This window comes from Desulfovibrio sp., from assembly GCF_009712225.1.
Classification (GTDB): domain Bacteria; phylum Desulfobacterota; class Desulfovibrionia; order Desulfovibrionales; family Desulfovibrionaceae; genus Desulfovibrio.
Window position 1 is genome coordinate 1 of the sequence record NZ_WASP01000011.1, and the last position, 22,029, is coordinate 22,029.

General features: G+C 59.3%; 20 protein-coding genes. 3 read left to right on the forward strand and 17 right to left on the reverse strand.

Features of this window, described 5'->3' with window-relative positions; all coding sequences use genetic code 11:
• The 14 genes from F8N36_RS16360 to F8N36_RS13740 all read right to left on the reverse strand — a co-directional run.
• Positions 1–218, reverse strand: a 218-nt coding sequence (locus F8N36_RS16360; protein ID WP_366247057.1) for a transposase, incomplete at its 3' end; no start/stop codon positions are given.
• Positions 112–999 (reverse strand): winged helix-turn-helix domain-containing protein, encoded by an 888-nt coding sequence (locus F8N36_RS13680; RefSeq protein ID WP_291333378.1) that lies wholly within the window; start codon positions 997–999, stop codon positions 112–114. The genes F8N36_RS16360 and F8N36_RS13680, both read right to left, overlap by 107 nt.
• A gap of 92 nt (positions 1,000–1,091) precedes the next feature.
• The gene (locus F8N36_RS13685) at positions 1,092–1,631 is read right to left on the reverse strand and encodes a hypothetical protein (RefSeq protein ID WP_291333379.1); all 540 of its coding nucleotides are present in this window, start codon (positions 1,629–1,631) and stop codon (positions 1,092–1,094) included.
• A gap of 27 nt (positions 1,632–1,658) precedes the next feature.
• Positions 1,659–2,186, reverse strand: coding sequence for a hypothetical protein (locus F8N36_RS13690; RefSeq protein ID WP_291333380.1), 528 nt, complete (start codon positions 2,184–2,186; stop codon positions 1,659–1,661).
• 24 nt (positions 2,187–2,210) lie between these two features.
• Positions 2,211–2,975: a methyltransferase gene (locus F8N36_RS13695; RefSeq protein ID WP_291333381.1), complete on the reverse strand. Its 765-nt coding sequence runs from the start codon at positions 2,973–2,975 to the stop codon at positions 2,211–2,213.
• 127 nt (positions 2,976–3,102) lie between these two features.
• Positions 3,103–3,858: a DNA N-6-adenine-methyltransferase gene (locus tag F8N36_RS13700; RefSeq protein WP_291333382.1), complete on the reverse strand. Its 756-nt coding sequence runs from the start codon at positions 3,856–3,858 to the stop codon at positions 3,103–3,105.
• A gap of 173 nt (positions 3,859–4,031) precedes the next feature.
• Entirely contained in the window at positions 4,032–4,760 is a 729-nt protein-coding gene (locus tag F8N36_RS13705; protein ID WP_291333383.1) for a hypothetical protein, read from the reverse strand.
• A gap of 24 nt (positions 4,761–4,784) precedes the next feature.
• Positions 4,785–5,054, reverse strand: coding sequence for a hypothetical protein (locus F8N36_RS13710; RefSeq protein WP_291333384.1), 270 nt, complete (start codon positions 5,052–5,054; stop codon positions 4,785–4,787).
• Positions 5,055–5,285: 231 nt separating this feature from the next.
• On the reverse strand, positions 5,286–6,698 hold the full coding sequence (locus F8N36_RS13715) for a tyrosine-type recombinase/integrase (protein WP_291333385.1): 1,413 nt from the start codon (positions 6,696–6,698) through the stop codon (positions 5,286–5,288).
• Between the two features lie 206 nt (positions 6,699–6,904).
• Complete coding sequence (locus F8N36_RS13720) at positions 6,905–7,333, reverse strand: helix-turn-helix domain-containing protein (RefSeq protein ID WP_291333386.1); 429 nt, start codon at positions 7,331–7,333, stop codon at positions 6,905–6,907.
• Positions 7,334–7,380: 47 nt separating this feature from the next.
• Entirely contained in the window at positions 7,381–8,010 is a 630-nt protein-coding gene (locus F8N36_RS13725) for a hypothetical protein (RefSeq protein ID WP_291333387.1), read from the reverse strand.
• A gap of 147 nt (positions 8,011–8,157) precedes the next feature.
• A complete protein-coding gene (gene recA / locus F8N36_RS13730) occupies positions 8,158–9,222 on the reverse strand; it encodes a recombinase RecA (protein ID WP_291333388.1) in 1,065 nt (354 codons plus the stop codon).
• 125 nt (positions 9,223–9,347) lie between these two features.
• Entirely contained in the window at positions 9,348–10,829 is a 1,482-nt protein-coding gene (locus F8N36_RS13735; RefSeq protein WP_291333389.1) for a PfkB family carbohydrate kinase, read from the reverse strand.
• 81 nt (positions 10,830–10,910) lie between these two features.
• Positions 10,911–11,138 (reverse strand): hypothetical protein, encoded by a 228-nt coding sequence (locus tag F8N36_RS13740; protein WP_291333390.1) that lies wholly within the window; start codon positions 11,136–11,138, stop codon positions 10,911–10,913.
• 639 nt (positions 11,139–11,777) lie between these two features.
• Here F8N36_RS13740 and F8N36_RS13745 point away from each other — a divergent pair.
• Entirely contained in the window at positions 11,778–12,569 is a 792-nt protein-coding gene (locus tag F8N36_RS13745; protein WP_291333391.1) for a response regulator transcription factor, read from the forward strand.
• A 15-nt stretch (positions 12,570–12,584) separates the two neighbouring features.
• Positions 12,585–14,375, forward strand: coding sequence for an ATP-binding protein (locus tag F8N36_RS13750; protein ID WP_291333392.1), 1,791 nt, complete (start codon positions 12,585–12,587; stop codon positions 14,373–14,375).
• On the opposite strand, the gene F8N36_RS13755 is transcribed toward F8N36_RS13750, so the two are convergent.
• Positions 14,360–14,965 carry a hypothetical protein gene (locus F8N36_RS13755; protein ID WP_291333393.1) on the reverse strand — a complete coding sequence of 202 codons (606 nt, stop codon included), beginning with the start codon at positions 14,963–14,965 and terminating at the stop codon, positions 14,360–14,362. The two genes, F8N36_RS13750 and F8N36_RS13755, sit on opposite strands and share 16 nt — an antisense overlap.
• A 301-nt stretch (positions 14,966–15,266) precedes the next feature.
• Between F8N36_RS13755 and F8N36_RS13760 the strand changes: the two genes are divergently transcribed.
• Entirely contained in the window at positions 15,267–15,632 is a 366-nt protein-coding gene (locus tag F8N36_RS13760) for a hypothetical protein (RefSeq protein WP_291333394.1), read from the forward strand.
• 26 nt (positions 15,633–15,658) lie between these two features.
• On the opposite strand, the gene addA is transcribed toward F8N36_RS13760, so the two are convergent.
• Together addA and addB are read right to left on the reverse strand one after the other, a co-directional pair.
• A complete protein-coding gene (addA, locus tag F8N36_RS13765) occupies positions 15,659–19,066 on the reverse strand; it encodes a double-strand break repair helicase AddA (protein ID WP_291333395.1) in 3,408 nt (1,135 codons plus the stop codon).
• Complete coding sequence (gene addB, locus F8N36_RS13770; protein WP_291333396.1) at positions 19,057–22,029, reverse strand: double-strand break repair protein AddB; 2,973 nt, start codon at positions 22,027–22,029, stop codon at positions 19,057–19,059. Before addB ends, addA begins: the two co-directional genes overlap by 10 nt.

Genomic DNA, 22,029 nt, shown 5'->3' on the forward strand with positions numbered 1-22,029 from the left:
AATTGACGCCGCCATTGGAACAACTGGTTCTTGTCAATCCCGTGTCGGCGGGCCCCCGCCGAAACCGACGTCGTCGTCGTGAAACTCTCCGCGATGATCGCCATTCTCGGTCTACGCGCGAAGAAAACGGAAGATGGGGACGGGGTGACGCTTACGAATATGCTCAAGTTCCGATTTGATGACGCCGTTTGGCTGGCCGGGCTTTCCGAGGATGCCATTGCCCCCAGATTCATAGGCAACATTGGTCTTTTTCGACCACATGATGCCGTTCAGAGCCTGAAAACCGAGTTGTCGGCTCCGCACGAGAATATCGGCATGGAGCGGGAGCACATGATGTGATCCGCCAACGGCCTTCCGCCGGCTCCGCAGCACGTCACCGACATTACAGGCGAGACGTCCACCAGGTGCCAGGACCCGATAGCATTCCGCCCAGCAGGCGTCGAGCGCTTCTAAGAACTCTTCATAAGATCCTGCATCCGATAGCTGGCCGGGACTCGACGGATAGGCTTTCAAATCGTGGTAGGGGCAAGAGGTGACAATTAGAGGTATTTGATCGCTGTCGATCCAGGCCATATCCTTGGCATCGCCCAGCTTTAGAGTGTGTATGGTTGGCAAACCCACGGAAAGATCGATGTGCGCCCCGCAGGGTCGGCCGGCAATATCCGTTATCACCGTGACGACGATCGCCCCGGCGGACTGCCCGATACCCTCTCGTCCTTCATCTGTCAGCGTCCATTGGCCGCGCCCGGCCGAGGTGAGATAACCCATTGCAAGGGCTTTTTGGCGGGCAAACCTGACGTGCCTCTGCCAAAGATTGACCTCCTGCCCATCCCCGGTCGACACCGTTTCGGTCACCACCTCGTAGGGGACCCCGAAACGTTTTGCCAACTCGTTGGCGACATCGCTTGCCCGGGCCTTATTGCCCATATCCCTGACTGTTTCCAAGAGCGGAAACACGAGCTGGGCTTGGGTCGGCTTATTCGTGGATCGCGGGAACATGTGGCGGGGTTCTCCCTACTAGACACCACGCCAGGCTATCAGCGGGTCCAGCCTCGACAATTGGGGGATGAGCTGCCCGGGACACAGGAGGTTCACAAGTTGACCTTGGCGTCGTTCCGCTGAGACGTGGCTCCGCCTTTCGTCACATCGAAGCCGGCAGCATTTTTTGCCTCGTTCCGGTCCCGGAAGTGCTGCAGCGACTTCGACAAAACGCGCTCCATTTCGAGGACCTCCTGATCATCCGCGCTGAGTCCGGCCGCTGCGGCAAGCAACAGAAGAGTGATACCGACACCGCCCAGTTCCTGGGCGAGCGCGCCGCTCGGGCGGGAGAAAATATGGTCGACCAGCCGGTGAGCCATTTCGGCCGAAGCACCGCTCGCCTGATAGGCTTCGATTGATTCTTCCAGGAACCGCACGGCCCGTTGTTCGACCGAGTCCGCGTGCTCGGAGCCGAAGGCCGCCTTGCACCACTCCGCCATCCGGACCTGACGCCTTCCGCGATCAACGAGATCTCCGCGCAAGAAGACCACGGCGTCGCCAGTTCCCGCGCTGGCATCGTCGATAATCGACCAGATAATTTGCCCGTCCTCGCCGGGCGTCGGAACAAGATAGATCTTTGCCGGAATTTGCATGGTTGATGTCTTTTCCTTCGGAACACCTCAAAGCCAAGTTTCGATGATGCCGGGGGGATCGGAAGCAAACCGCGGCAGGCAGGCGAGGCCACGCGGCAGCCGTTCCCTGACGCCATCAAGGGTATCCGCCAGAATGATGGTCCCCGTCGGTTCGTCCCCGGGGATGGTCAGCCGCATGCGACAGATCCATTGCCCCGGGTAATTTCTGGTTTCCGGACCGTAGACAACCCACATGGGGAGCCGGCTCCCGAACTCGTACTGAAGCCTTTCACAGGTCACCTGGTCGGCGTCTTGCGAGGCAGGAATGGCGGCAATGAGTTGCGGCACCTCGCTTTCGGAAAAACCATGGCTGGAGAAGACACTGCGAAGCACATCATCGGTGGTTTCAGGGCTTTCGCGGAAGACGGACACGCCTTCCCGCGCACCGGCTGTGATTACCCGGAGAACTTCTTGCCGCCAGTTTGTGGCACTGCCGGACGCCATGAACCGCTGCTCGCCGGTCACGAGAACCCCGGCCTTCAGCAACTCCAACACCAGTTCGCTAAAATCAGCCATTCTGTCCCCCTCCACCACTGAGCCTCAAAACTTGGTCGCCCAGATCAGGCAACTGGCGACGTCCGTGCCACTGCTGCGGAACGTCCCCGCCGCCATTCGCTCCATCTCGGCGCGAATGGAGTCCATCCACTGGCGGAACTTCGGGGCAAGGCCGCGATCGCGATAGAAAACGCCGGCATCGCAGATCGACACCAACCGCCCGCCGGGCTTCAGGAGCTGCCAGGCAAACATCGTGTGCCGCGCCGCTTGATCATTAGAGAAGGGCGGGTTCATCACGATTGCATCATAGATCGCATCATCGCCAACCTGACGCTCGCCCCATTCAAGGAAATCGGCACAGGTGACATCGAGGTCGCCGACAATACTCTTCAGCACGCCAACATTCTGAGCGTCGATGTCGACAGCGCAAACCTTTGCGCCGCGCTTCAACAGCGGCAGAACCAGCCGACCACGGCCCGCACTTGGTTCCAACGCCAAATCGCCCATGGAGACACTGGCGATTTCCACCATGCGCTCAGCGAGATCGGCGGGCGTCTCAAACAACTGCAGATTCTTCTGCCGATTGACGTAGGAGCCATCCTCCAGGACTCCGGCCAGCAGCTCGGACGGATCGGTCTGAAAAATATGACCGCCCTTGCCGCGATTCCATCTGCCGCCCAGACCCTCCAGCACCTTGTTGACCTGCACATAGGCCGAACGATCCAGCTGGCCGGACAGCTTCAGGACATTGCCTTCGATGGTGGCATTTCCGAGAATGATCCGCACGTCGGGGGAAATCGCTATTGTCATTCGATGAATCCTATCAGTTGGGGTTTGCTATCGGCAGACCCAGTAAATGTCCAAATTGTAGAGAACTGGCGGCTTTCCGCGATTTGCTGTCGGCTTACACCACGATCATGCGCAAAATCGGCGCCGGTCAGATCGCCAGTGCGTATTGGGCGGAGGCGACCCGCGAGAATCCGCCGCGCCCCAGGGTCTGGCGGATCTTCGCTGAGACATTCCGGTTATTGAGGCCTTTGGGATGATCGCGGACGAACTCGTAAAGCTCGCCCAAGGTCAAAGGACGACCTTCACGGCGAAGGATGCCCTCCAACAGATCGCGCCAAGTCGTTTTCGTCGATTCCGCGCCGTCGATCGGCATCAACTCGGCTTGGGCGACGAAGACACAGGTCGCGGCCGACAGCGGAACGAATCTCCCATCCAAACCGCTGTCATGCAGGCGCTCGACATCTTCCTGGCCATAAGCGACCAGCACCGATGGCGCGCCACCGTTGGCTTTTGCCGGTTTACCATCCGCCCCCAAGAAAGTAAGGCGACCACGGAGAAACAGGAGGGCATCGGCGCGCTGCCAGATCGCTCTGAAAAAATCGGCAGTCTCGGTCCGAGCAAAGATCAGCGCCGACCCGCGACCGTGTTCTGCGAGGCGCATCATCCAGCGCCCCATGGCCTTGCCATAAGGCGGGTTCAACCAGATGCGCCCAAACCAAGGGCGAAGAAGCCCATCACCGTCGGCCTCGGTATAGTGGTTGATCGCTGTGGGAAAGGGGCGCGGGAGAGGCGCAGCACAGGGATCGAGATCAAAAGTTCCCAGCGCGTCCAGAATGAAATGCGGTGTCAGCCAAACCACTGATCTCGCTGCGGCACTGTGATGCCCCCCCAAACCTTTTCCCATACTCGCTCTCCCGATTTACTCAGAAGAGGGTGCCCTAAGTTGGGAAAGCAGCAATTTTGCACCAGGAAGTCTGTGCGATGGTTGAGAGCACCGGCGGGTGAGACGAGCTGTGATGCTCGTGATTACTCAAACCCGTTTTGGTCTACCTAGATCCTTCGGTCATTCCCCCTTCGTTACGCCACAGGCATGTCAGAGCCAGCGGCGAACCCTTCTCGCAAGCGCAGGCTCCGACAAACGGCCGCGATGATCTGTTGACCTGTCATGTTCTGGCAACACGCCATGACCAGTTCCTTGTGAACAGTACGGGATGCAATGCCGTACTGTTCGGCGATCTCGCGCAATTCGCTTACCCGCAGGATGTGCAGCATTTCGCCATGCCAAGGCCACGGATTCTCCCGATAGCCGGCCTCGGTCACGGCGATCGCGCCGGTAGCAGCATCCGCGGTCCAGGTTTCGATCCAAGAGAACCGCTGCCGCGCATCTCTTATCGTGGCCTGCGCCTCGGTGTATTGCTGCCGATAGGACTTCCAGCCCGGCGACAAAATCTGCCCGTCTCTCGCCGTCTTGGGCGGATGTTCTTCCTCGATATGCGGCAGCGCCTCGTTCCAGCAGGGCGCCAGCGCCACTATGATCTTGCTGCAAACCGGTCCGAAGGCACGTAACTGCGCTTCCAGACGGCTAAGGACGTCCTTGCTCGATTTGATCTCGACGGCAACAATCTGGGACGGGGTGATGGCCGCCAAGTCAAGGCGATTGGTGGAGTATCGCAACGGCATTTCGTGCACGATGCGGGCCGCCGGATATTGCTTCCGCAGCTCGGCTGCGACGAGAGCGCGCATCTCCAGCTCTTCGGCAGAGCGGTTCTGCTTTCTTGGCTCCAGTTCTGCGGTGCCATCCGGCATCCTCGTTCCCCCTACGACCTTCTCCTAGATACCGTCTCCGTTGACGTTCTCGACGGCCCTCGCGCCGCGCGAGGTCATTACCTGTTCCCGCACTTCACAAGACAGCGCGTCTTTGCGCCGAACAGCTTCGCCCAGCGTGCACCCCTCAGCGAGACGCCCGACGATGTAGCGAAAATCCATGGATACCCGCCGGCGAGTCATCTCGATGAATGCTTCATCGGTCGACAATGCCGCCAACCGGTAGGCGTCGTGCAAATCCGGATCGCCCGGCTCCACAAAATCCGAAAACGCCATTGGTCCAAACCTCCACTGTCCAGCCTGCCGGGGCGGCCCGGCGGTTCAGCCTTCGCGCCTTTCTCGGCCCCTGCTACCCGGTTACCCGGAGTGACGACCGAAGGGTTCTCGCCCAACCTTCACGCCTCGCCCTATCGGGCTGGCATCAGCGGCCCCGGCAGGTTGGTTCGGTTCCCCTGACGTCAAGCGTCGCCTGAAATCAAGCCGACGGTAGTCCCCGCCGACTGGTGGTTACCGGGCTAAGAACGACTCCATTCCAGCCGCGTGGTCGGGGGTACGACCACCGGTCGCGGGGACCACCACCCCATCACGAAGAGTTTCGGTCTGGTGAGCGACTCCCTTTCGATCTTTGATGCTGTCCAAGTCCTGAAATGCTTGCTGAAGCTCATCGAGCAGCAAAAGAGGGATTGTGACGGTCCGGCCATCACGTTTGCGGCCGTTCGCGTAGGCCAACATTCGGGAAACAGCAAACTGCAGTCTTGCATCAGGAGAGATGCCCTTGGACGCTCGACCGACAAGTGCCAGGTCGTCGTCGGATGGAGACCAACTGATCAACATTTTCTCCGACAGACTTTGGAAGGCCGTGAAAACCTCCACGGCACTCTGTCGCCCAAGTGCAGATGCCACGTAGGCAAGATCGGGAATCTCGGAATCATGTACCGCTTGATAGGCGGTAATAACGCGGAAACACCTCGCATCGATACCGGACAATTCTACGCGAGCCTCAGCGTCGATATTTTCCTCTGAGATTGTCGCCTCTTTCTTCAAGCGAGCCAGCAGATTATGCGCGTCACAGCGGTTTTTGTAGCCAAAGGCTTCCTGAATCGCGGCCAACCCGTGGCCGGCACGGTCCATGGCAAGCGCGGCCGAATATCGCAAGGTCTGCGGCCGGATACTGGGCGAAACACCGGCCTTTTCGGCAATTGCCTTGATGTTGCGCGACATCTTGCTTTCGGTCATCGGCCGACCGCCTTTGCCGACAATGAAAGGCGCGTTTGGCTCGTCTTCAGCCTGCCTGGTGCGAAGATACCGCAGGAACGAGTGATCGCAGGCAAGCTCATAAAGCGGCACGCGGCGACGCCGATCACCCTCCCCAGCAAAAAGCCAGGGCGGGATCACGTCCTTCACTCTAAGCGCCAGCACCTCTTCTTGGGAGATCCCGACGACTGTGAAGATGCGTATCGCGGCATCGATAGCTGCCTGGTAGTTTACGCAGGTGAATTTGCCCGATTCCTCAAGAAATCTTTCGAGGTCGCCATCTGACAGGGCACGATTGAACTGGCCTTTGGGCCGATCCAGTTCTTCCTCGAAGCCAGTGAACGGCGACTGATCATAGCCCGTTGTTTGCCGGTACCAGGCAAAGACCCTTTTCACCCCGGCGAGCCGCAGATAGATCGTGCTGTCAGAATTTCCGGAGCAGCGAAGCTGATCAACGTATCCGGCCAGCCTACCGGCCGTAAAATCAGATACGCGGAGATCGTGGCCGACCAACTCAACGGACCGCTGAATATGGCGTGCGTAAGTGGGGGAGACGCTGAGATCGCGTTGCAAAAACATTTCAACAAGTGAACCCCAGGCAATATCACCATTCGCATTGACGGGCGCCTTGGCGTGTTTTGATTTTGCAGTAGCTTTCTCGACCATGCCTGCTCAACCTTTCCGACTCGCGCTTGCTATGCGTTCCGCTCGACGAAACCCTTTTGACGCTCGAAAGCTACCAGAGTCGAAGAAACCAAAAACCGGCCAATACGCGACATTTTTGTCAGTAATTACCAGTGCGCGGATCTATCACGAGAGTTTGAACAGCCTCCGGGGAAGTTGTCGGGAAGCCCAAAAAAGTAGGTTTTTGGTTAGGCTCTGGCTTTCAAAAGACTGCTCGCACCGCTCGCTGCCGTGTTGAGCACATCGACCACAGCTTCAATCTCGTCATCATCAGATTGATCGATGGAAATGATGGCCAAGAACGGCACCCCATTTCGCTCGATGGTCACCGGCTGGCCGGTATCGTTTCTCCGGAGCGTATAGACGACCCCGGCGCCGTCTTGGGTTCTGAAAACACCGGGTGCCGGCGGCATCTTGATAATCTCCAAGGCTCTCGCCCGCCGGGATAGCCTGCGAATAAAGCCGCGCTCCTCCAAGCAGTCGAGCATCCGATGGACACTGGATTTCGATTTCAGGCCCAAGCGATCCCGAATTTCGTCAATGGTGGGGGATATCCCCGTCTCTTTGATCGTTTCGTAGATCAGCGAAAGCAGTTCGTTTTGCCGCGACGTCAGCATGGGGACCACCCCCCTATCAAGGCGGCCGGAGCGGGTTGGCACGTCATTCATGCCGCCATTTTTTGAATGTCGGCGAAGCGTTCTCGCCAGGCCGCTCGCGCCTGGATCTCGTCCAGGACCTCAATCGGCTTATCCCAGAGGCGTCCGCGATAACCCTTACCGACCCGCTTGCGCGCGATATCTTCGGGCCAGTCCATCAGCTGCACAGCCTCCGAAACAGCGGCGATTGTGTCCGCCCGCTTCACAGCTGCGACTACTGCGGGATCAAGAGGGAAGGCGATACCGACAAGTGGCAGGATCACGCGGTCAAGACGATGTTTCACCTCTCTTAGGCCGGCAGTATCAAAGAGATGACCATACGGCGTGACGATATCCCCTAAACCTCCGCCCTCATGCAAATCGTGCGACATTGCATATAGCCGCGCCACTCGCGGCGCCTTGGGCCAAAGAAATTTGACCAGGATGTCATCGACGAGCGGATGATGCTGCAGGACGTTATAGGAAACCTCACCCTTGCATTGCCCGCCAAATCGCGGCGTCCGCGACGTGCCGTAAATCCAGTCCTCCAGGTCGACATCGAGGGGGGACGGATCGTAAAGATTGACCCATCGTCCTGACCGCATCCGCATCATGACGTTTGGGGCTTCGAATTGAGATGGCACGGGATTGCCAGACATTGGCCTTTGACCTCTGTTACTCTGCTATTCCAAGGATACTGCCGAACTCGGCCGCCAAAATTCGCAATTCGCGTTCAAGTCCAGGGGTTCCCGGCGACAGCCATCATCTGGCGATACCGGGAACCCTTTCACCTGGCCCACTTTCGGCTATTCGGCGTCGGTCGCCTCGTCGCCACCGTCGAGACTGGCACTGACCGAGCGGGCATTGCTCCGGATCGTGTTCTCGATCTCGGCGGCGATTTCGGGATGGTCGCGAAGGAACTGCTTGGCGTTCTCCCGGCCCTGGCCGATGCGCTGCGAATTGTACGAGAACCAGGCGCCCGACTTCTCGACCACCCCTGCCTTGACGCCGAGATCGACCAACTCGCCCATTTTGGAGACGCCTTCGCCATACATGATGTCAAAGTCGACCACCTTGAACGGCGGCGCGAGCTTGTTCTTGACCACCTTGACGCGGGTCTGGTTTCCGACCACCTCGTCCTTGTCCTTGATGGACCCGATCCGGCGGATATCGAGGCGGACCGAAGCATAAAATTTCAGCGCGTTGCCGCCGGTCGTCGTCTCAGGAGAACCGAACATCACACCAATCTTCATGCGGATCTGGTTGATGAAGATAACCATGCATTTCGAGCGGGACACCGTGGCAGTCAGCTTGCGCAGCGCCTGGCTCATCAACCGGGCTTGCAGGCCGACATGGGAGTCACCCATCTCGCCCTCCAGCTCGGCCCGCGGCACGAGAGCAGCGACCGAGTCGACCACCAGGACGTCGATCGCCCCGGACCGCACCAGCGTGTCGGCGATTTCAAGAGCCTGCTCGCCGGCGTCCGGCTGCGAGATCAGCAACTCGTCGAGATTGACGCCGAGTTTGCGGGCATAGACCGGGTCAAGCGCATGCTCGGCGTCGACGAAGGCACACGCGCCACCCCTCTTCTGCGCCTCGGCGATGACGTGAAGCGCCAGCGTGGTCTTACCCGAACTCTCCGGACCATAGACCTCGACGATCCGGCCGCGGGGAAGCCCGCCGATACCGAGCCCAAGATCCAACCCCAGGGAGCCGGTGGAGATTGTGTCCACCTCGACCACTTCGCGCGAGCCCATGCGCATGATCGAGCCCTTGCCGAAAGACCGCTCGATTTGCGTGAGTGCTGCATCCAACGCCTTGGTACGATCGACACGATCGTTGGTGGCCAAGGCCAGAGAACCGTTATTCATGAGGAACTCCAAGCAAGTGAAGGTTTTGGAGCCCTCACCTTGCCACCGGGTCGGAGCGTCACAATTTCCCGCCAACCGCCACAATGCCTTTTTCAGTGCCGGTGCACTGGAACCGGTTTAAGAAATCAGGCCTGAAGTTCCGATTCAGATCGATCAGCAGCGACCACCCGGTTCCGACCGCTTTTTTTCGCCTGATATAGCGCCTGGTCGCTAGCCTCGCGCGTAGCTTCCAGGGTGTCCATGGTGCCGGTGGCCACGCCGACCGAACAGGTGACACGTCCATGCGCGAACTGGTGCGTCTCGATGACCCGCCGCAACCGCTCGGCCACTTCAAGCGCCCCGGGCAATCCAGTGTACGGCAGAACCGCGATCATCTCTTCACCGCCCCAGCGGCACCCGCAGTCACTGGTTCGAAGGGCGTTGGAGATGATGGCACCGATGCGGCGCAACACGTTGTCGCCAACGTCGTGGCCAAATTGATCGTTGACCTTCTTGAAGTGGTCGATGTCCAGCAACAGCAAGGACATCTCCGCCTGGCTGTCGTGCTGTGTCAGCCAATCGTCGAGACCGCGGCGATTTACCAAGCTGGTGAGCGGATCCAACAATGCCGCATCGCGTAAGGAAGAGATCTTCGCCTCCAGCGGATTGGGGCCGCTGGCGTTCAAGAATTGACGCGGGCTTTCGCTGATGGTCTGACTTGCCCGACAGGCGGCTTCGCCAACCCCGATCTGCTCAGTCGCCATCAGATAGAGCGTCATCGCCATGAGCTGGTCACCAGCGCCCTGCCAAATTGACCCGCCGGCTGCGCCGGCGGGAGCTTGACGCGGCCCCATATATTCGGCGATTGGTGCAGCCCTCGCTGCTTCCCAAACAGCAACACCAGCCTTACCACGCGTCTCGATGACGGCCCCGCCCAGCCAACCAGCGAGTTCAAACGGCTGTAGGCCCAGGCCAGACGCTCGAGCAAGAACGCGTTGCCCAAATCGTCGCGTCAATTCGGACGGCTGTTCGGCCGCGCTCGACGCGGACAAGAGACCGGCAAGTTCCGTTTCATTGAGGAAAAGGCCGTTCAGGCGGCATTCCGCAGCGTGGAGATCCAGAATCTTGAGCGCCTTGACCTCGGAGACGCCGCCCACCCAAACCGGCTTCTTCGCCTCATTGGCTATCTTTGTCGCCCGAATCAGCGTGTCTGAGGAAAGGTTGCACTCCAGCACTACGACGTCGGCCTCCCTCACCATGCTCACAAGATAGTCCTGGCGGAAGGACGCCTTGCTGACCGGCGTCGACGTGACGGCAGACAAAACGTCACCAGATTCGGTGACATGCGCGGAATAGCCGGCTTCTGGCAAACCCTTACGGAACTCCGGTCGTACGACGACACCAGCGCGCTGCAAATCACCCACGATCATGCGTGACATGCTGGTGTCGGATAGGATCGTGCCCAAGGTCGCGTTGGCACCAAGCCGAACCAAGGTGGTGGCAAGATTGAAACCCGCGCCACCATATGAGAATTCCAACTCACCCGGACGATCAGAAATGTCCGCATAACCTTGGACACGGCTGATCAGGCTGAGATGCGCAGACCCCAAGATCGCAAACTTGACCACCGCCGGCACTCCTAGAGATTGCTTGCCGGCAGAATCCTACGACACGAGGTTTGGTGTTGAAAATTCATATCGAGCCATTGTTCAGCCGATTGCCACCAATCGTGGAGTTTCTGCGAAAAACCCATCTCTCTCGACTTCGGTCGGCTTCGCGTTATTACGGGCATCGGCAAGTGTGGACCACATGGTAGCCCGCAATTGTTTGAATGCTTGATCCGGATCTACGCCTGTTCTTTCGACCGAATCGACGAACCTCGCCACATCGACGGTGACACCATCGAACAAACCATAGGCTCGATAGAAATCCTCCATCGAGCCGGTATATATCGAAGGGCATATATCCGAAGTAATATTTGCGGCCAACAGCGAAAGTTCCGCCCGTGCCAAACGTGTAATGTGTAAAACCAGCGTCCTGCTCGCACCACGCTTCAGAAGCCGCCTTGCCAAATCCGCCCTCAAGCCCCGGTCCACCACCTAATCCCCCAAGTTATATTTCGATTGCCTTGATGACCACATTTGACACAGGCCTTTTTGCAGGGTCAAGTAACGAACCGTAACGGACACAACACGCTAGGCAAAAACGGCTATTAACCTCATGTCATCAACGATTAAATAGGCGGAAATTTTGATAAAATTGCGCAAAAAAAGTGATATATAAGCCAATGAATGAATATTCGCTGTGATACGACGCTGTCGCACAGCGGACGACGCAGATCATTAACAGTTTCTTAATAATGAGTATTGCGACGAGTCTGAATGTTGTGACAACAGAAGCGCCAAACGCAGACCGTGCGCGAGGAATCGTCTCAACCTAAACATAAGACGTCGTCACCGCTATACGCACCCGCGGAAGTAGATCTTCGCCCACCCGAGGACGCGAACGCGCCTTATGTAACGCCGACGTGACAAAGCGACCTTTACACCGTAACGACGATGTTACATACTGCTGAGATGGCGGTGAAAAATCATAACATCGTCGTTGTCGACGACGATATCGATATGCGGGATACGGTCAAAGCCTATCTCGCTCAAGAAGATTTTTCAGTGGCCGGCGTAGGGACAGGTCAGGAACTGTGGGAGTATCTGGCCGTCAACCAGGTCGATCTCGTCATTCTTGACGGCCGCCTTCCTGACATCGACGGCTTCCAGCTGACCCAGCACGTCAGCTCTGCCTACGATGTCGGTATCGTTGTCGTTACCGCGAGAAGTTCTGTGGAAGATAGAATCGTCGGGCTCGAAATGGGCGCCGACGACTACGTCATCAAACCATTCTCCAACCGCGAATTGCTGGCCCGGGTCCGTTCAGTCCTGCGCCGCCGCTCGCCACCTCCCAGGGCCAAGACAGGGACCAGGCTGCCCGCGCCTTTTCTCATTCCGGCGCAATCACCCTCTCGGAAGCTGTCATTTGGCGGCGGCGCTCACGCAGAACCGCAGAACGTTAACTGGAGTCTCGACAAGCTTAAGCGAGACCTCATATCTCCAAGGGGACAGAAACTTGCCTTGGCGGCCGGCGATTTTGACCTCCTGCTCATCTTTGCGGAAAACCCTGGGGTTACCATGACGCGGCAGTCCATCATGAGGAATTGGAAGGGACGCGACCTCAATGACGAAGAGCGGACCATCGACATGGCCATCCATCGTCTGAAGAAAAAATTCGCCGAAATCGGGGCTGCAGACGAATTCTTCATCCAGACCATCCGGGCTCGGGGTCTGCTGTGCAGCGCCAAGATCTCCATTATCTGAGCCGGTAGTGCCGCTATGTCGGACCCCGTCTATCGCTCCTTCCGGAAGAGAGGCCCTGATCGCCGCAAGGCCAATTACGAAAAGCTGCTGCGACTGCATAGCGAATGCATCGGTTTTTGCATCAAATATGACAACGAAACCACCCTTGCGCAGGCAATCTGCGACTTGGCAATCACGCGCGCCGGCTATACCCAATCCTTCATCGGCTATGCCGAGCAAGATGAGAAAAAAACTTTTCGTATAATCGCCCAGCAAGGTATCGATGCTGTGCAATTTCCAGAACTGTCGTGGGGTCCTGACCATCCCAGCGGGCAGGGGTTGATTGGCGAATGCATCAGATCACGACAAGCCATCGCCTTTAACCCGTGGTCACCGGAGTACACAACAGAATTTTGGCAACAGGCCGCGAAGAAAATCGGCTTCGATTCGTCAATCGCGATTCCGATCATTATCGAGAACGACGTGATCGGTGCCATGCTCTTTTTCGCGAACGCGGAAGGTCCAGTCGACGAAGCAGAAATCTACTACCTGGAGCGCCTGGTTGCCGATCTCGCCTATGCAATCCGGTTCATTCGGCTGCAGCGCCGCGAACAGGACGCAACCCGCACGCTGACCATTGAAGCCGAGAAACGGCAACGGCTCGAACAACAGCTCGCCGAATCCCGTCATATGGAGTCCATAGGACGCCTCGCTGGCGGCGTCGCGCATGACTTCAACAACAAACTGGCGATCATCTCCTCAAACTTGGAGATGCTTCAGGCGTCGCTGGTAAAATATCCCCATGAGACGGAACGCGTATTGGCCGCAATGCGGGCCACCAAAAATGCTTCCGATCTTGTCAACGGCCTGCTCGCCTACGCCCGCCGCCAACCGCTGATTCCACAGGTGATCGACGTGGTCTCCACGCTGCGGGAAATCAAAAGGCAGCTGGAGACCACGATGCCGGCGAACGTGCAGATCTCCATCGACAATGCCAAGGATACCTGGCCTGTCACAGTCGATCCGTCTGGTTTCGAAGCTGCAATCACCAATTTGCTGAAGAACGCCCAGGATGCTATCCGCTTGGGTGGTGGCAAGATCACGATCTCGACCAGAAACCTCAGCGCGATTGGGCAGCAGTTCGAAGCACCCGAAGCTTCGGAAGGGGACTACACCTGCATAGAGGTGGCAGACAACGGATGCGGCATTGCTCAGGATATTTTGCCCAGGGTGTTCGAACCTTTTTTCACCACCAAGGCCCCAGGCCGCGGAACGGGCCTTGGACTGGCCTCTGCCTACGGCTTCGCCAGGCAGTCCGGCGGGATCCTGAAGATCAAGAGCCAGGTCGATGAGGGCACGATCCTATCGCTCTACCTTCCAAAGGCAATCCGGCCAATCACCAACCATGCCCCATCCAACCAAGCAGATCAGTGCCTGCCACCTCGATGCACTATCCTGGTCGTCGAAGACGAACCCGAATTATGCGCAAACACTTCGATCTTCTTGCGCGAACTGGGCATGCAGGCCTTCGAGTGCAATTCGACAATGGATACTGTCAACCAGCTGCTGTCGAACTCGAAGATCGACGTGCTCTTCACCGATGTCCGCCTCCAAGATAGCGTGCTCGGTCCTGCCTTGATCAAAAAAATCAAAAGCTTCTACCCGTGGCTCAAAATCATCGTTACCTCGGGTAACATCGACATGGGCGTGCTGTCGACCATCACCGGGATGGAGGGCGTGGTCTATCTCCCCAAGCCCTACACCCGTCAGATGGTCACCGATTGCCTGCGCCAGATGATCGCGCCGAACGGTCAAGCCGGCGGCTGAGCCAAAACCCGTGTATCACGCCAGAATTGGAACCAATCGCCGTCGACAGAGAGGGGATACCACTCGATCACGATAGGCCCGTTTCCGCCTTCACCCGGCATCTTGTCTAGTTCAAGCCTGATCAGCGATGGTTTGGACGCCGTGACCGTACCCTTGAAGCCGGCGTCGGCGATAAAGGAGGTGCGCACCACAGTGAAGACCAGCTCCAAGCGGCTGCCGATCTCCGGCAGGACACCTGCAGTCTCCAGCAAATCGCTGTAGCTGATCCGCGGCGTCGAGATGCCCTCCACCGGCGGAACAAGGTTCGACAGAAGAAGAGCCTCGTAAAAGGTGGTCAGACGATCCACCTCGCGGAGCACCGCGTCCCCACGACGACTGATTTTCCAGATCGCGGCATGTGGGGCCGAGGCATAGGAGCTTTCCGTCGAGACGATCAGCAACTGACCGTCATCAGCGAACTTTGCGAACTCCTCGACATGACCAGGCCGCAAGAACGGCTTGAAGCCAAAAGCATTCGCGACCGCTGTTGCCGGCACATCGAATATTTTCTTTAAGAACCTCTTCGGATACTTCGATAACTCTTTATGCATCGCTGCCTCCAACACTAACAAGCCAGTGTTGCAGCGCGCCTAGATCCGACAATTTCGGCCCCGCATTGCGGTCCAAAGACGGTGAACCGCCGTATTCTCGAATGACAATTTCCGCTGAAAACCTTGGCTTTCAGGGAACATTGAGGGGGTTTGTTATCGACGGCGGAGGCCTCAAAGGACAGGTCTCCTCCGAAATTAGCATTCCACAGCCAGGTGAAATAGTCGCTTGACGTAAAAATAATATTCGTGTAGACTTAAATATGCGCTTGCAAGTAATACACGCCTCTATATAATAATAAACATGGTGATCAAGGAGGCGCGTATGTCCGTTACATTCGAAAATGCCAACAATATAGCGAGTGAATTACTTAATCATGGGGCGTCCACTGAGCTGGTCGTTCACATGACCAGGCTGAAGCGTGCCGATGTCCAGTGCATGCGAGGGAGTGGACCAAACAATCCGGCCGATGCAAGACCTGGGCAGGTCGAAGATTTCCTGGCTCGATACGGTGCCATCGACAACCTGACCGTGGATGTCCCGCGTTTCATCAGCGCCATCTCGATTACCGGCCTGCCGCCCGATCCCGCCTTCAAGGCATTGCGTCAGGCAATGTGGCAGAAGATCGAGCAGGGCCGGGAAGCGGGGACCACTTCGGGGAAGTGCTGAGAGGATGAAGAAAGAGGACATGGACCTCATGCGGCCGAGACAGGCGAGCATTGGTCCAGCAGCGTTGCATCGAGTTCCATGAGGCGCGCACCGCAGGTCCAAAGCAATGCGCAGATAATGGGTCTGTCAGGATAGATGGCGGCGAGAGCCGCGCGGTAAGCCGCCATCTGACGAAGATAGACCGGTGAGACATCTCTCACCATGAGCGGCGGTGGCCGATTGCTCTTGAAGTCGATGATTCGCACTTCTTGAGGCAGAACCAATAGCCGGTCTATCTGACCGGACATCGCCTGTCCCGCGACCAATCCAACAATAGGCACCTCTGCTTGGCTGCCAGGCCCGAACAACGGCCCGAAGGCCGGATCGTGCAACACGGCCAGCACTTCGGCGGCAATCGAAGCCTGGGCACCGGCGTCAAGACCATGGACGCGTGCGGAGAGAAAACGTTGACAAGCGGCCTCCCATTGATCGGACGGCAGATCGGGTAGGGTCTGCAACAGGCGGTGGGTCAGACGGCCGCGAACGAACAGTAGTGGATCCGTCGCGTCGAACGGAGAGCGGGCCGGTGGATCGGGCTCATTGGGTCGAGATGGCACCAGGGGCACGGCTGGAGTTGGCTCGGCGGCCGGCGCCTGCTTCAAGAAATCCGGCACGATTATGCGTGCGTCATCGGTAGCGGGTATCATGGTCACCACCGGCACCGTCTGGGAGGTGATCAGCCGCAGGCCTTCGCCGGTCCAGCCGATGGCGCCGGTACCAAGGTCGAACTGCATCGTGCTGGCGGTGCCGGACAGGCCGTCGACAATCAAATCGTACCAGGATGCGGTGGCGGTGCTTCCGCCAACTGGCCAACCGCAGACATAGAGGCGATCTTCAGCTCGCGTCATCGCCACGTAGAGGAGGCGATTGTACTCCTCGTCCCTAGCAGCGGTCGCAAGCATGCGGGCGGCCTGGAAGACCGGATCTTCCATCTCGCGGCGCGGCGCCCACAGAGGAACCCCGTCGGCCGCCGGCCAGAGCACCCGTGACAGTTGGGTCGGAACCTGGGTGGTGTCGGGCAAGAACACGATCGGCGCTTGAAGGCCCTTGGCGCCGTGAACCGTCATGATGCGAACCTCACGCCCTGCCTGGTCCATGTCACGCTTGATCTCGGCGCGGCCGGATTCCAGCCAGTAAAGGAAGCCCTGTAAGCTGGGGACGTTGCTCCGCTCGTAGGCGATGGCCAGACCGAGAAACTCGTCCAAAGGATCGCTGGCATCCGGACCGAGACGGGCCAGCATCTTCTGCCGGCCGCCCCGAACATTCAGGACCCGCGCGAACAATTCATAGGGACGCTCGAAATCGACTTCGGCAAGCAGCGTCTGCAGTTCACCGGCAACTTCCGCCACCTTGGCATCGCCGTAAGCATTGGTGAGCATCGCCCGCCAGAGCGATCCGGTACGCCCGTGACAGAGCGTAAACAACTGATCCTCGTCGAGGCCGAACAGCGGGCTTTTCAGCAGTGCCGCCAGATTGAGATCATCCTCGGGCAACAACAGGAAGCGGCCCAGCGCCATCAGGTCCATAACGGCGATTTGCTCGGTCAACACCATGCGATCAGCGCCGGCCACGGGGATACCGTATTCCTTCAAGGAACGCACCAATGTGTCCACAAAGCTTGTCCGCCGCCGGACCAGGACCAGGATATCGCCGGCCTGGATCGGCCGCCCCTTCGACTCCAGGATCTCGCCTGTCGAAATCCAGTGATGGATGCGCTCGGCCATCACTTTAGCGAGCCGCGCTTCCGGTGAGTACGACAGGCGATATTCCACAGGGGGTTCCCAGTCGGCCGGCGCATCCTTCTCCATCTTCTCGGCCAAAGGCCAGACTTCGACCAGGCCGCCATGTCCAAGACGATGCGCATGGTGTGAGACTGGATGAGAGGGCTTGCTGACGCCGGCCATCGCCGCCGGCCGCGCAAAGACAGCGTCAACCGCCTGGAGCACAGCCTCGACAGAGCGGTAGGACACGTCGAGCGTGATGTCATCCCAGGCCATGCCCGCTGCCATGCTCCGCTCCGAGAACAATGCCCGACTGCGTTCGAAGCCCGCCGGGTCGGCACGCTGGAAGCTGTAAATCGATTGTTTGGTGTCGCCGACGGCAAACACCGTGCGGATCAAGCTCCGGACGCTCTCGCCGGCGAAGAAGTCGCCGGCCAGGGCCTCGATCACCCACCATTGGTCCGGATTGGTGTCCTGGCCCTCGTCGACCAGGATGTGATCGATGCCGCCATCAAGCTTGTACAGCACCCAATCGGCCGCCTCGCGCGTGTTCAAGAGATCGCAGGTTTTGAGGATCAGATCATCAAAGTCCAGCAACGCGCGAGCGTTCTTGCTTTTCTGATATTCGGCCAGTACGGCGCAACCAAGGCGGAGCAGGGCGGCAGTCGCCATATAGACCTTGATGGAATTGAGGCGCTCGCGGAGCCTCTCAAGACGCCCAGCCTCCTCCGCCAGGATTGCACCGGCGGCCGGCATCGCCGCCAGGGTGGCATTGTGGCAGAGCTTGGCGCGGCGCGACCCATCGGTGGTGAAGAACGCTTTGCGATAGACGTCGAACTCGGCCGCCCGAACAGTCGACGACAGCCAGGCGGCGATCTTGCCACCGTTGTCACGGTCGGTCTTCTCTGCCCCCAACATGACGGAACTGACGGCGCGCAGGTTGGCACAATCGAAAGCGCTGTCGGCACAGGCCTCCGCCAGGGCGCTTTCCAGTGTGTCGGTCTCGGCGACTCCGAGCACTCGACGCAGTTCGGTCAGAACGCCCCTGATGTCACCGTGCTTGCGCAGCAGGCGAGCGAGACGGCCACGCTCACGGGCCAACTCGCCCATCAGGTCGGCAAAGTCACCTTCCTGACCATAAGCGGTGATATCGCGCAAGCCAGCCGCCAGCGTCGGATCTGCACCGTCGCGTGCTTTGGACAGCATGCGTTCCCTGGCCGCGAACAGGATTTCGTCCGCCTCGCGCTCTTCCAACAACTCGAACCGGGGCGAGATGCCCGCCTCAATCGGAAAACGGCGAAGCACCGATTGGCAGAAGGAATGGAGCGTGAGCACGCTCAAGCCACCCGGGGCGTCGAGGACGGCGTTGAAGAGGCCTCTTGCCCTGGACAGCATCTCTTCGTCGGGCTGTGTGCCGGTCAAGGCGAGCAGCTCGGCGAAGAGTTCATCGTTGTCGACGGTCGCCCAGCGGCCGAGGCGCGCACGGAGGCGGTTCGACATCTCGGCCGCTGCAGCCTTGGTGAAGGTCAGGCCAAGGATCCGCGCAGGGACCGTCCCGATCAGAAACAGGCGCAGCATACGGTCGGTCAGCACTTTGGTTTTGCCGGCGCCGGCGGATGCATCCACCCATACCGAGACTTTCGGATCCGCTGCCCTGAGTTGTTCTACCGACAATTGCCGCCTCCGATACCAGCTTCCCACTCTTGCAGACGAGCGAGATGTTCATAGTCGCTATAGCGCGGCGCCCATTCAGGACGCGGTTGGGCCGGGTAGGGGGTGGTCGGATCGTCGAATCGTGCCACCAAATCCTTCAAGCCAGCCAGCGCTTTCGCCGCCGCTTCAGAAGCATTGTGCCGGAACTTTACGACCTCACCAGTTGGGTCGCCGCCCGACACCCGCCAGTATTCGAGGTCGGAAATCTCGCCGGACCGGACCGCAGCAAAGCCGCCTGCCGCAGCAATCGCCGCTTCCAAGGGAAGCTGGGGTGAAAAGCCACTTTGCACGACACTCCAACTCGGCACTGTTCCGGTCTTGTAGTCGATCAGCGCCAGTGAGCCATCCTGGCGGGCTTCGATGCGGTCGGCCTTCGCGCTCAGCGTGAACGCCCCATGCGGAGCATCAATGATCAGCGCACCGCGGGTCTCGGCGTGCAGCATCGCCAAGTTCTGCCGTCGCACGTCGTCCAGCTTGATGAACCAGGCGGCGATTCGCTCGAAACGCGGCCACCAGAAGCCCCAGATGCCGGGATGTGCCAGGGCGTCGCCGAACGCCTCCCGGCCGATGCCGAGCAGTTCCTGGAGGGCGTCCGCCGGCAGACCGGACGCATGCCGTTTCGAGAAGATTTCCAGAGCCTGGTGAATGAAAGTGCCATAGTCCGCGACTCCGGGATCGGTATCGATAAGATCCAGAGCCTTCAGTCCAAGGATATGCTTGGCATAGAGCGCGTAGGGATCGCGCATCCAAAGTTCGATTTGGGTCACAGATAGTTCCCGGGGGCGCGCGGACAGCGGCGGGCACGGCGCCGGTGGCTCGATCGGCCGCGAGGCGCCGTCGATGGCGTCCAGCCGATGGACCCAAGTCAGCACGTCCTGGCGGCGGTGCAGTTGGATGTCCTTGCCCAAGAAGGTGACGAGGCGTTCCAACCATCTGTTGCGCACAGTCGGTGTTCCGTCGACGCGGGTCGCTCGGGTCAGCACCACCTCACGGGCGCAGAACAATTGCACAAAATCATGCGCAGACTGTCCGACTTGGCGCTCCCGCTCTGGCAACCCAAACTGAGCCGCCATGGGGCGGCTCATCCAGGGACCGATGTCGGTCGCATTCGGCCAAGTGCCTTCGTTCAACCCGCCCATGATGACAACGTCGGCCTGCTGCAGCCGCGCTTCGAGCGGCCCCCAGATCGACAGCCGGGGATGTAATGAGTGGGAAGGACGAACGACGCTTCCGGCCATGAGCGCTTCCAACACCGCCGGATATTGGCTGCCGTCCACGGTACTGTCGTCGAGCTGGGCGTTCTCGGCCACGTCGGCAATGAACCGCGCCGCAACCTCCCCGTCGTCGCCTGCCCATAGACGCTCGGCGCCCGGCTGAATGTCAGTGGCAGCCAGCATCTCGGCGAACTGGATGTGTGCCTGGAGCACCTGAGCCAGCGAGACATGGCCTCTGCCGCTGATCGCAACGAATTGCTGCGAAAGGCCATCCAACAGGCCGATGAAGTTCGCTACGTCGCCATCACCAGGGCTACTGTGCTTGGCCGTCAGGTTGGCCAGGTGCCGGCGCAGGCCTTCGATCCCGGCAGCCGGACGTGGCCCGCGCAACACGCGGCGTTCAAGCTTTCGCGCAAGAGTTTTGAAGGCGCCAAGCGACAGGCCACCGGCCGCGAAGGGGTGTTTCAGAGCCAAAAGCAATGGGATAGGCGCGAAATTACCCACGATCATTCGTGCCGTGAGGCGGAGGAAGACGCCAATCGGCGTGTCGGCGAGCGGAATACCCGCAGAATCGTCAACGGCGATATCCCAGCGCTTCAATTCGGTGGCAACCCGACGGCCCAAGGTGCGATCCGGCGTGATCAGTGCAGCAGTTCGGTGGGGGGTTTCGAGCGCTTCACGCATAATCGTGGCAATTGCGCTGCCTTCCTCCTGTGGGCTCGAGCATTCGAGCAACGACACACCCGCGATGCTTTCCGGGCCATGCAACGCAACGTCCTGCCATCCGTCGGTAGTCGCGTCGGGACGCAGCACGTCAGCCAGAAGCCGGGCACGAGATGGCGGCGCCCCCAAGATCTGGCTGCAGTGGATGGTCGACCAGTCCGTGACAGTGTTGGCACTGATGTCCAATCGGTGAAGCAGTTGCGCCATTCCGTATTGGGGATGCGTCGTTGGAAGGCTTGCCCGAACCGGCTCACTCATGGCCAGGTCAAAGCCCGGCAGCACCACCATGCCCTGGGGTAAGCGGGAGACAACATCAAGCAAAGCGGCCGTCGCCGGGATGGAGCCGGTAGAACCGGCGGCGATCACCGGAGAGCGAGGCGGGGCGGCCGACCAAAGGGTAGCCTGGGCATGAAGAAGGCGGTTTCGGCGATCAGCGCCGTTGATGCAGCCATAGTTGGCTAGCAGCGCCGGCCAACCAGCCGTCAGCACCTCCAGGAAGGCCAACGTTTTTTGCCAGTGGCTCGCATAGGCATCGGGAACCAAGGAACCGAGATTGTCGAACGTCAACCCTTCCACTTCGACTTGGTCCAAAAGCTTGCCGAGATCGATAGCGAGTTTCAGCGCCTGGTCGAGGGGAATTTCCCGATCGCGCGAAGTGATCAGGTCAGCCAGAAGAAGTTGACGGCGCAGCGGCGGGATGGCCGGGGGGATCTCGGCGACGCCCTTTGCTGCCGCCGTTCCAGAGAGGATCAACTCTTCCTCATCGACGTCACCAAGCGGAGCCATCTTCGGCAACAACAAGGGCTGACCATTTCGCAGGCGGAGAAAAGCCTCGCGAAGCGAGCGGCACGCGCGTCGCGTTGGCAACAGCACCTGCAAACTGGAGAGATTGATGGGGTCGTCGCCGTAACGGTGGAGGATGCCTTCGGCCAAAGTGCCGGCGAACGGCAGGCATGGGCTGATCGTGAAAATCTTAGGGTCACGCAT

Coding starts and splice junctions, on each gene's coding strand:
- F8N36_RS13690 (WP_291333380.1), bottom strand. CDS start 2,186: ATGGCTGATTTTAGCGAACTGGTGTTGGAGTTGCTGAAGGCCGGGGTT.
- F8N36_RS13685 (WP_291333379.1), bottom strand. CDS start 1,631: ATGCAAATTCCGGCAAAGATCTATCTTGTTCCGACGCCCGGCGAGGAC.
- F8N36_RS13755 (WP_291333393.1), bottom strand. CDS start 14,965: ATGCATAAAGAGTTATCGAAGTATCCGAAGAGGTTCTTAAAGAAAATA.
- F8N36_RS13710 (WP_291333384.1), bottom strand. CDS start 5,054: ATGGCGTTTTCGGATTTTGTGGAGCCGGGCGATCCGGATTTGCACGAC.
- F8N36_RS13740 (WP_291333390.1), bottom strand. CDS start 11,138: ATGGAGGATTTCTATCGAGCCTATGGTTTGTTCGATGGTGTCACCGTC.
- F8N36_RS13715 (WP_291333385.1), bottom strand. CDS start 6,698: ATGGTCGAGAAAGCTACTGCAAAATCAAAACACGCCAAGGCGCCCGTC.
- addB (WP_291333396.1), bottom strand. CDS start 22,029: ATGCGTGACCCTAAGATTTTCACGATCAGCCCATGCCTGCCGTTCGCC.
- F8N36_RS13680 (WP_291333378.1), bottom strand. CDS start 999: ATGTTCCCGCGATCCACGAATAAGCCGACCCAAGCCCAGCTCGTGTTT.
- F8N36_RS13700 (WP_291333382.1), bottom strand. CDS start 3,858: ATGGGAAAAGGTTTGGGGGGGCATCACAGTGCCGCAGCGAGATCAGTG.
- F8N36_RS13750 (WP_291333392.1), top strand. CDS start 12,585: ATGTCGGACCCCGTCTATCGCTCCTTCCGGAAGAGAGGCCCTGATCGC.
- recA (WP_291333388.1), bottom strand. CDS start 9,222: ATGAATAACGGTTCTCTGGCCTTGGCCACCAACGATCGTGTCGATCGT.
- F8N36_RS13705 (WP_291333383.1), bottom strand. CDS start 4,760: ATGCCGGATGGCACCGCAGAACTGGAGCCAAGAAAGCAGAACCGCTCT.
- F8N36_RS13760 (WP_291333394.1), top strand. CDS start 15,267: ATGGTGATCAAGGAGGCGCGTATGTCCGTTACATTCGAAAATGCCAAC.
- F8N36_RS13725 (WP_291333387.1), bottom strand. CDS start 8,010: ATGTCTGGCAATCCCGTGCCATCTCAATTCGAAGCCCCAAACGTCATG.
- F8N36_RS13720 (WP_291333386.1), bottom strand. CDS start 7,333: ATGCTGACGTCGCGGCAAAACGAACTGCTTTCGCTGATCTACGAAACG.
- F8N36_RS13745 (WP_291333391.1), top strand. CDS start 11,778: ATGGCGGTGAAAAATCATAACATCGTCGTTGTCGACGACGATATCGAT.
- F8N36_RS13695 (WP_291333381.1), bottom strand. CDS start 2,975: ATGACAATAGCGATTTCCCCCGACGTGCGGATCATTCTCGGAAATGCC.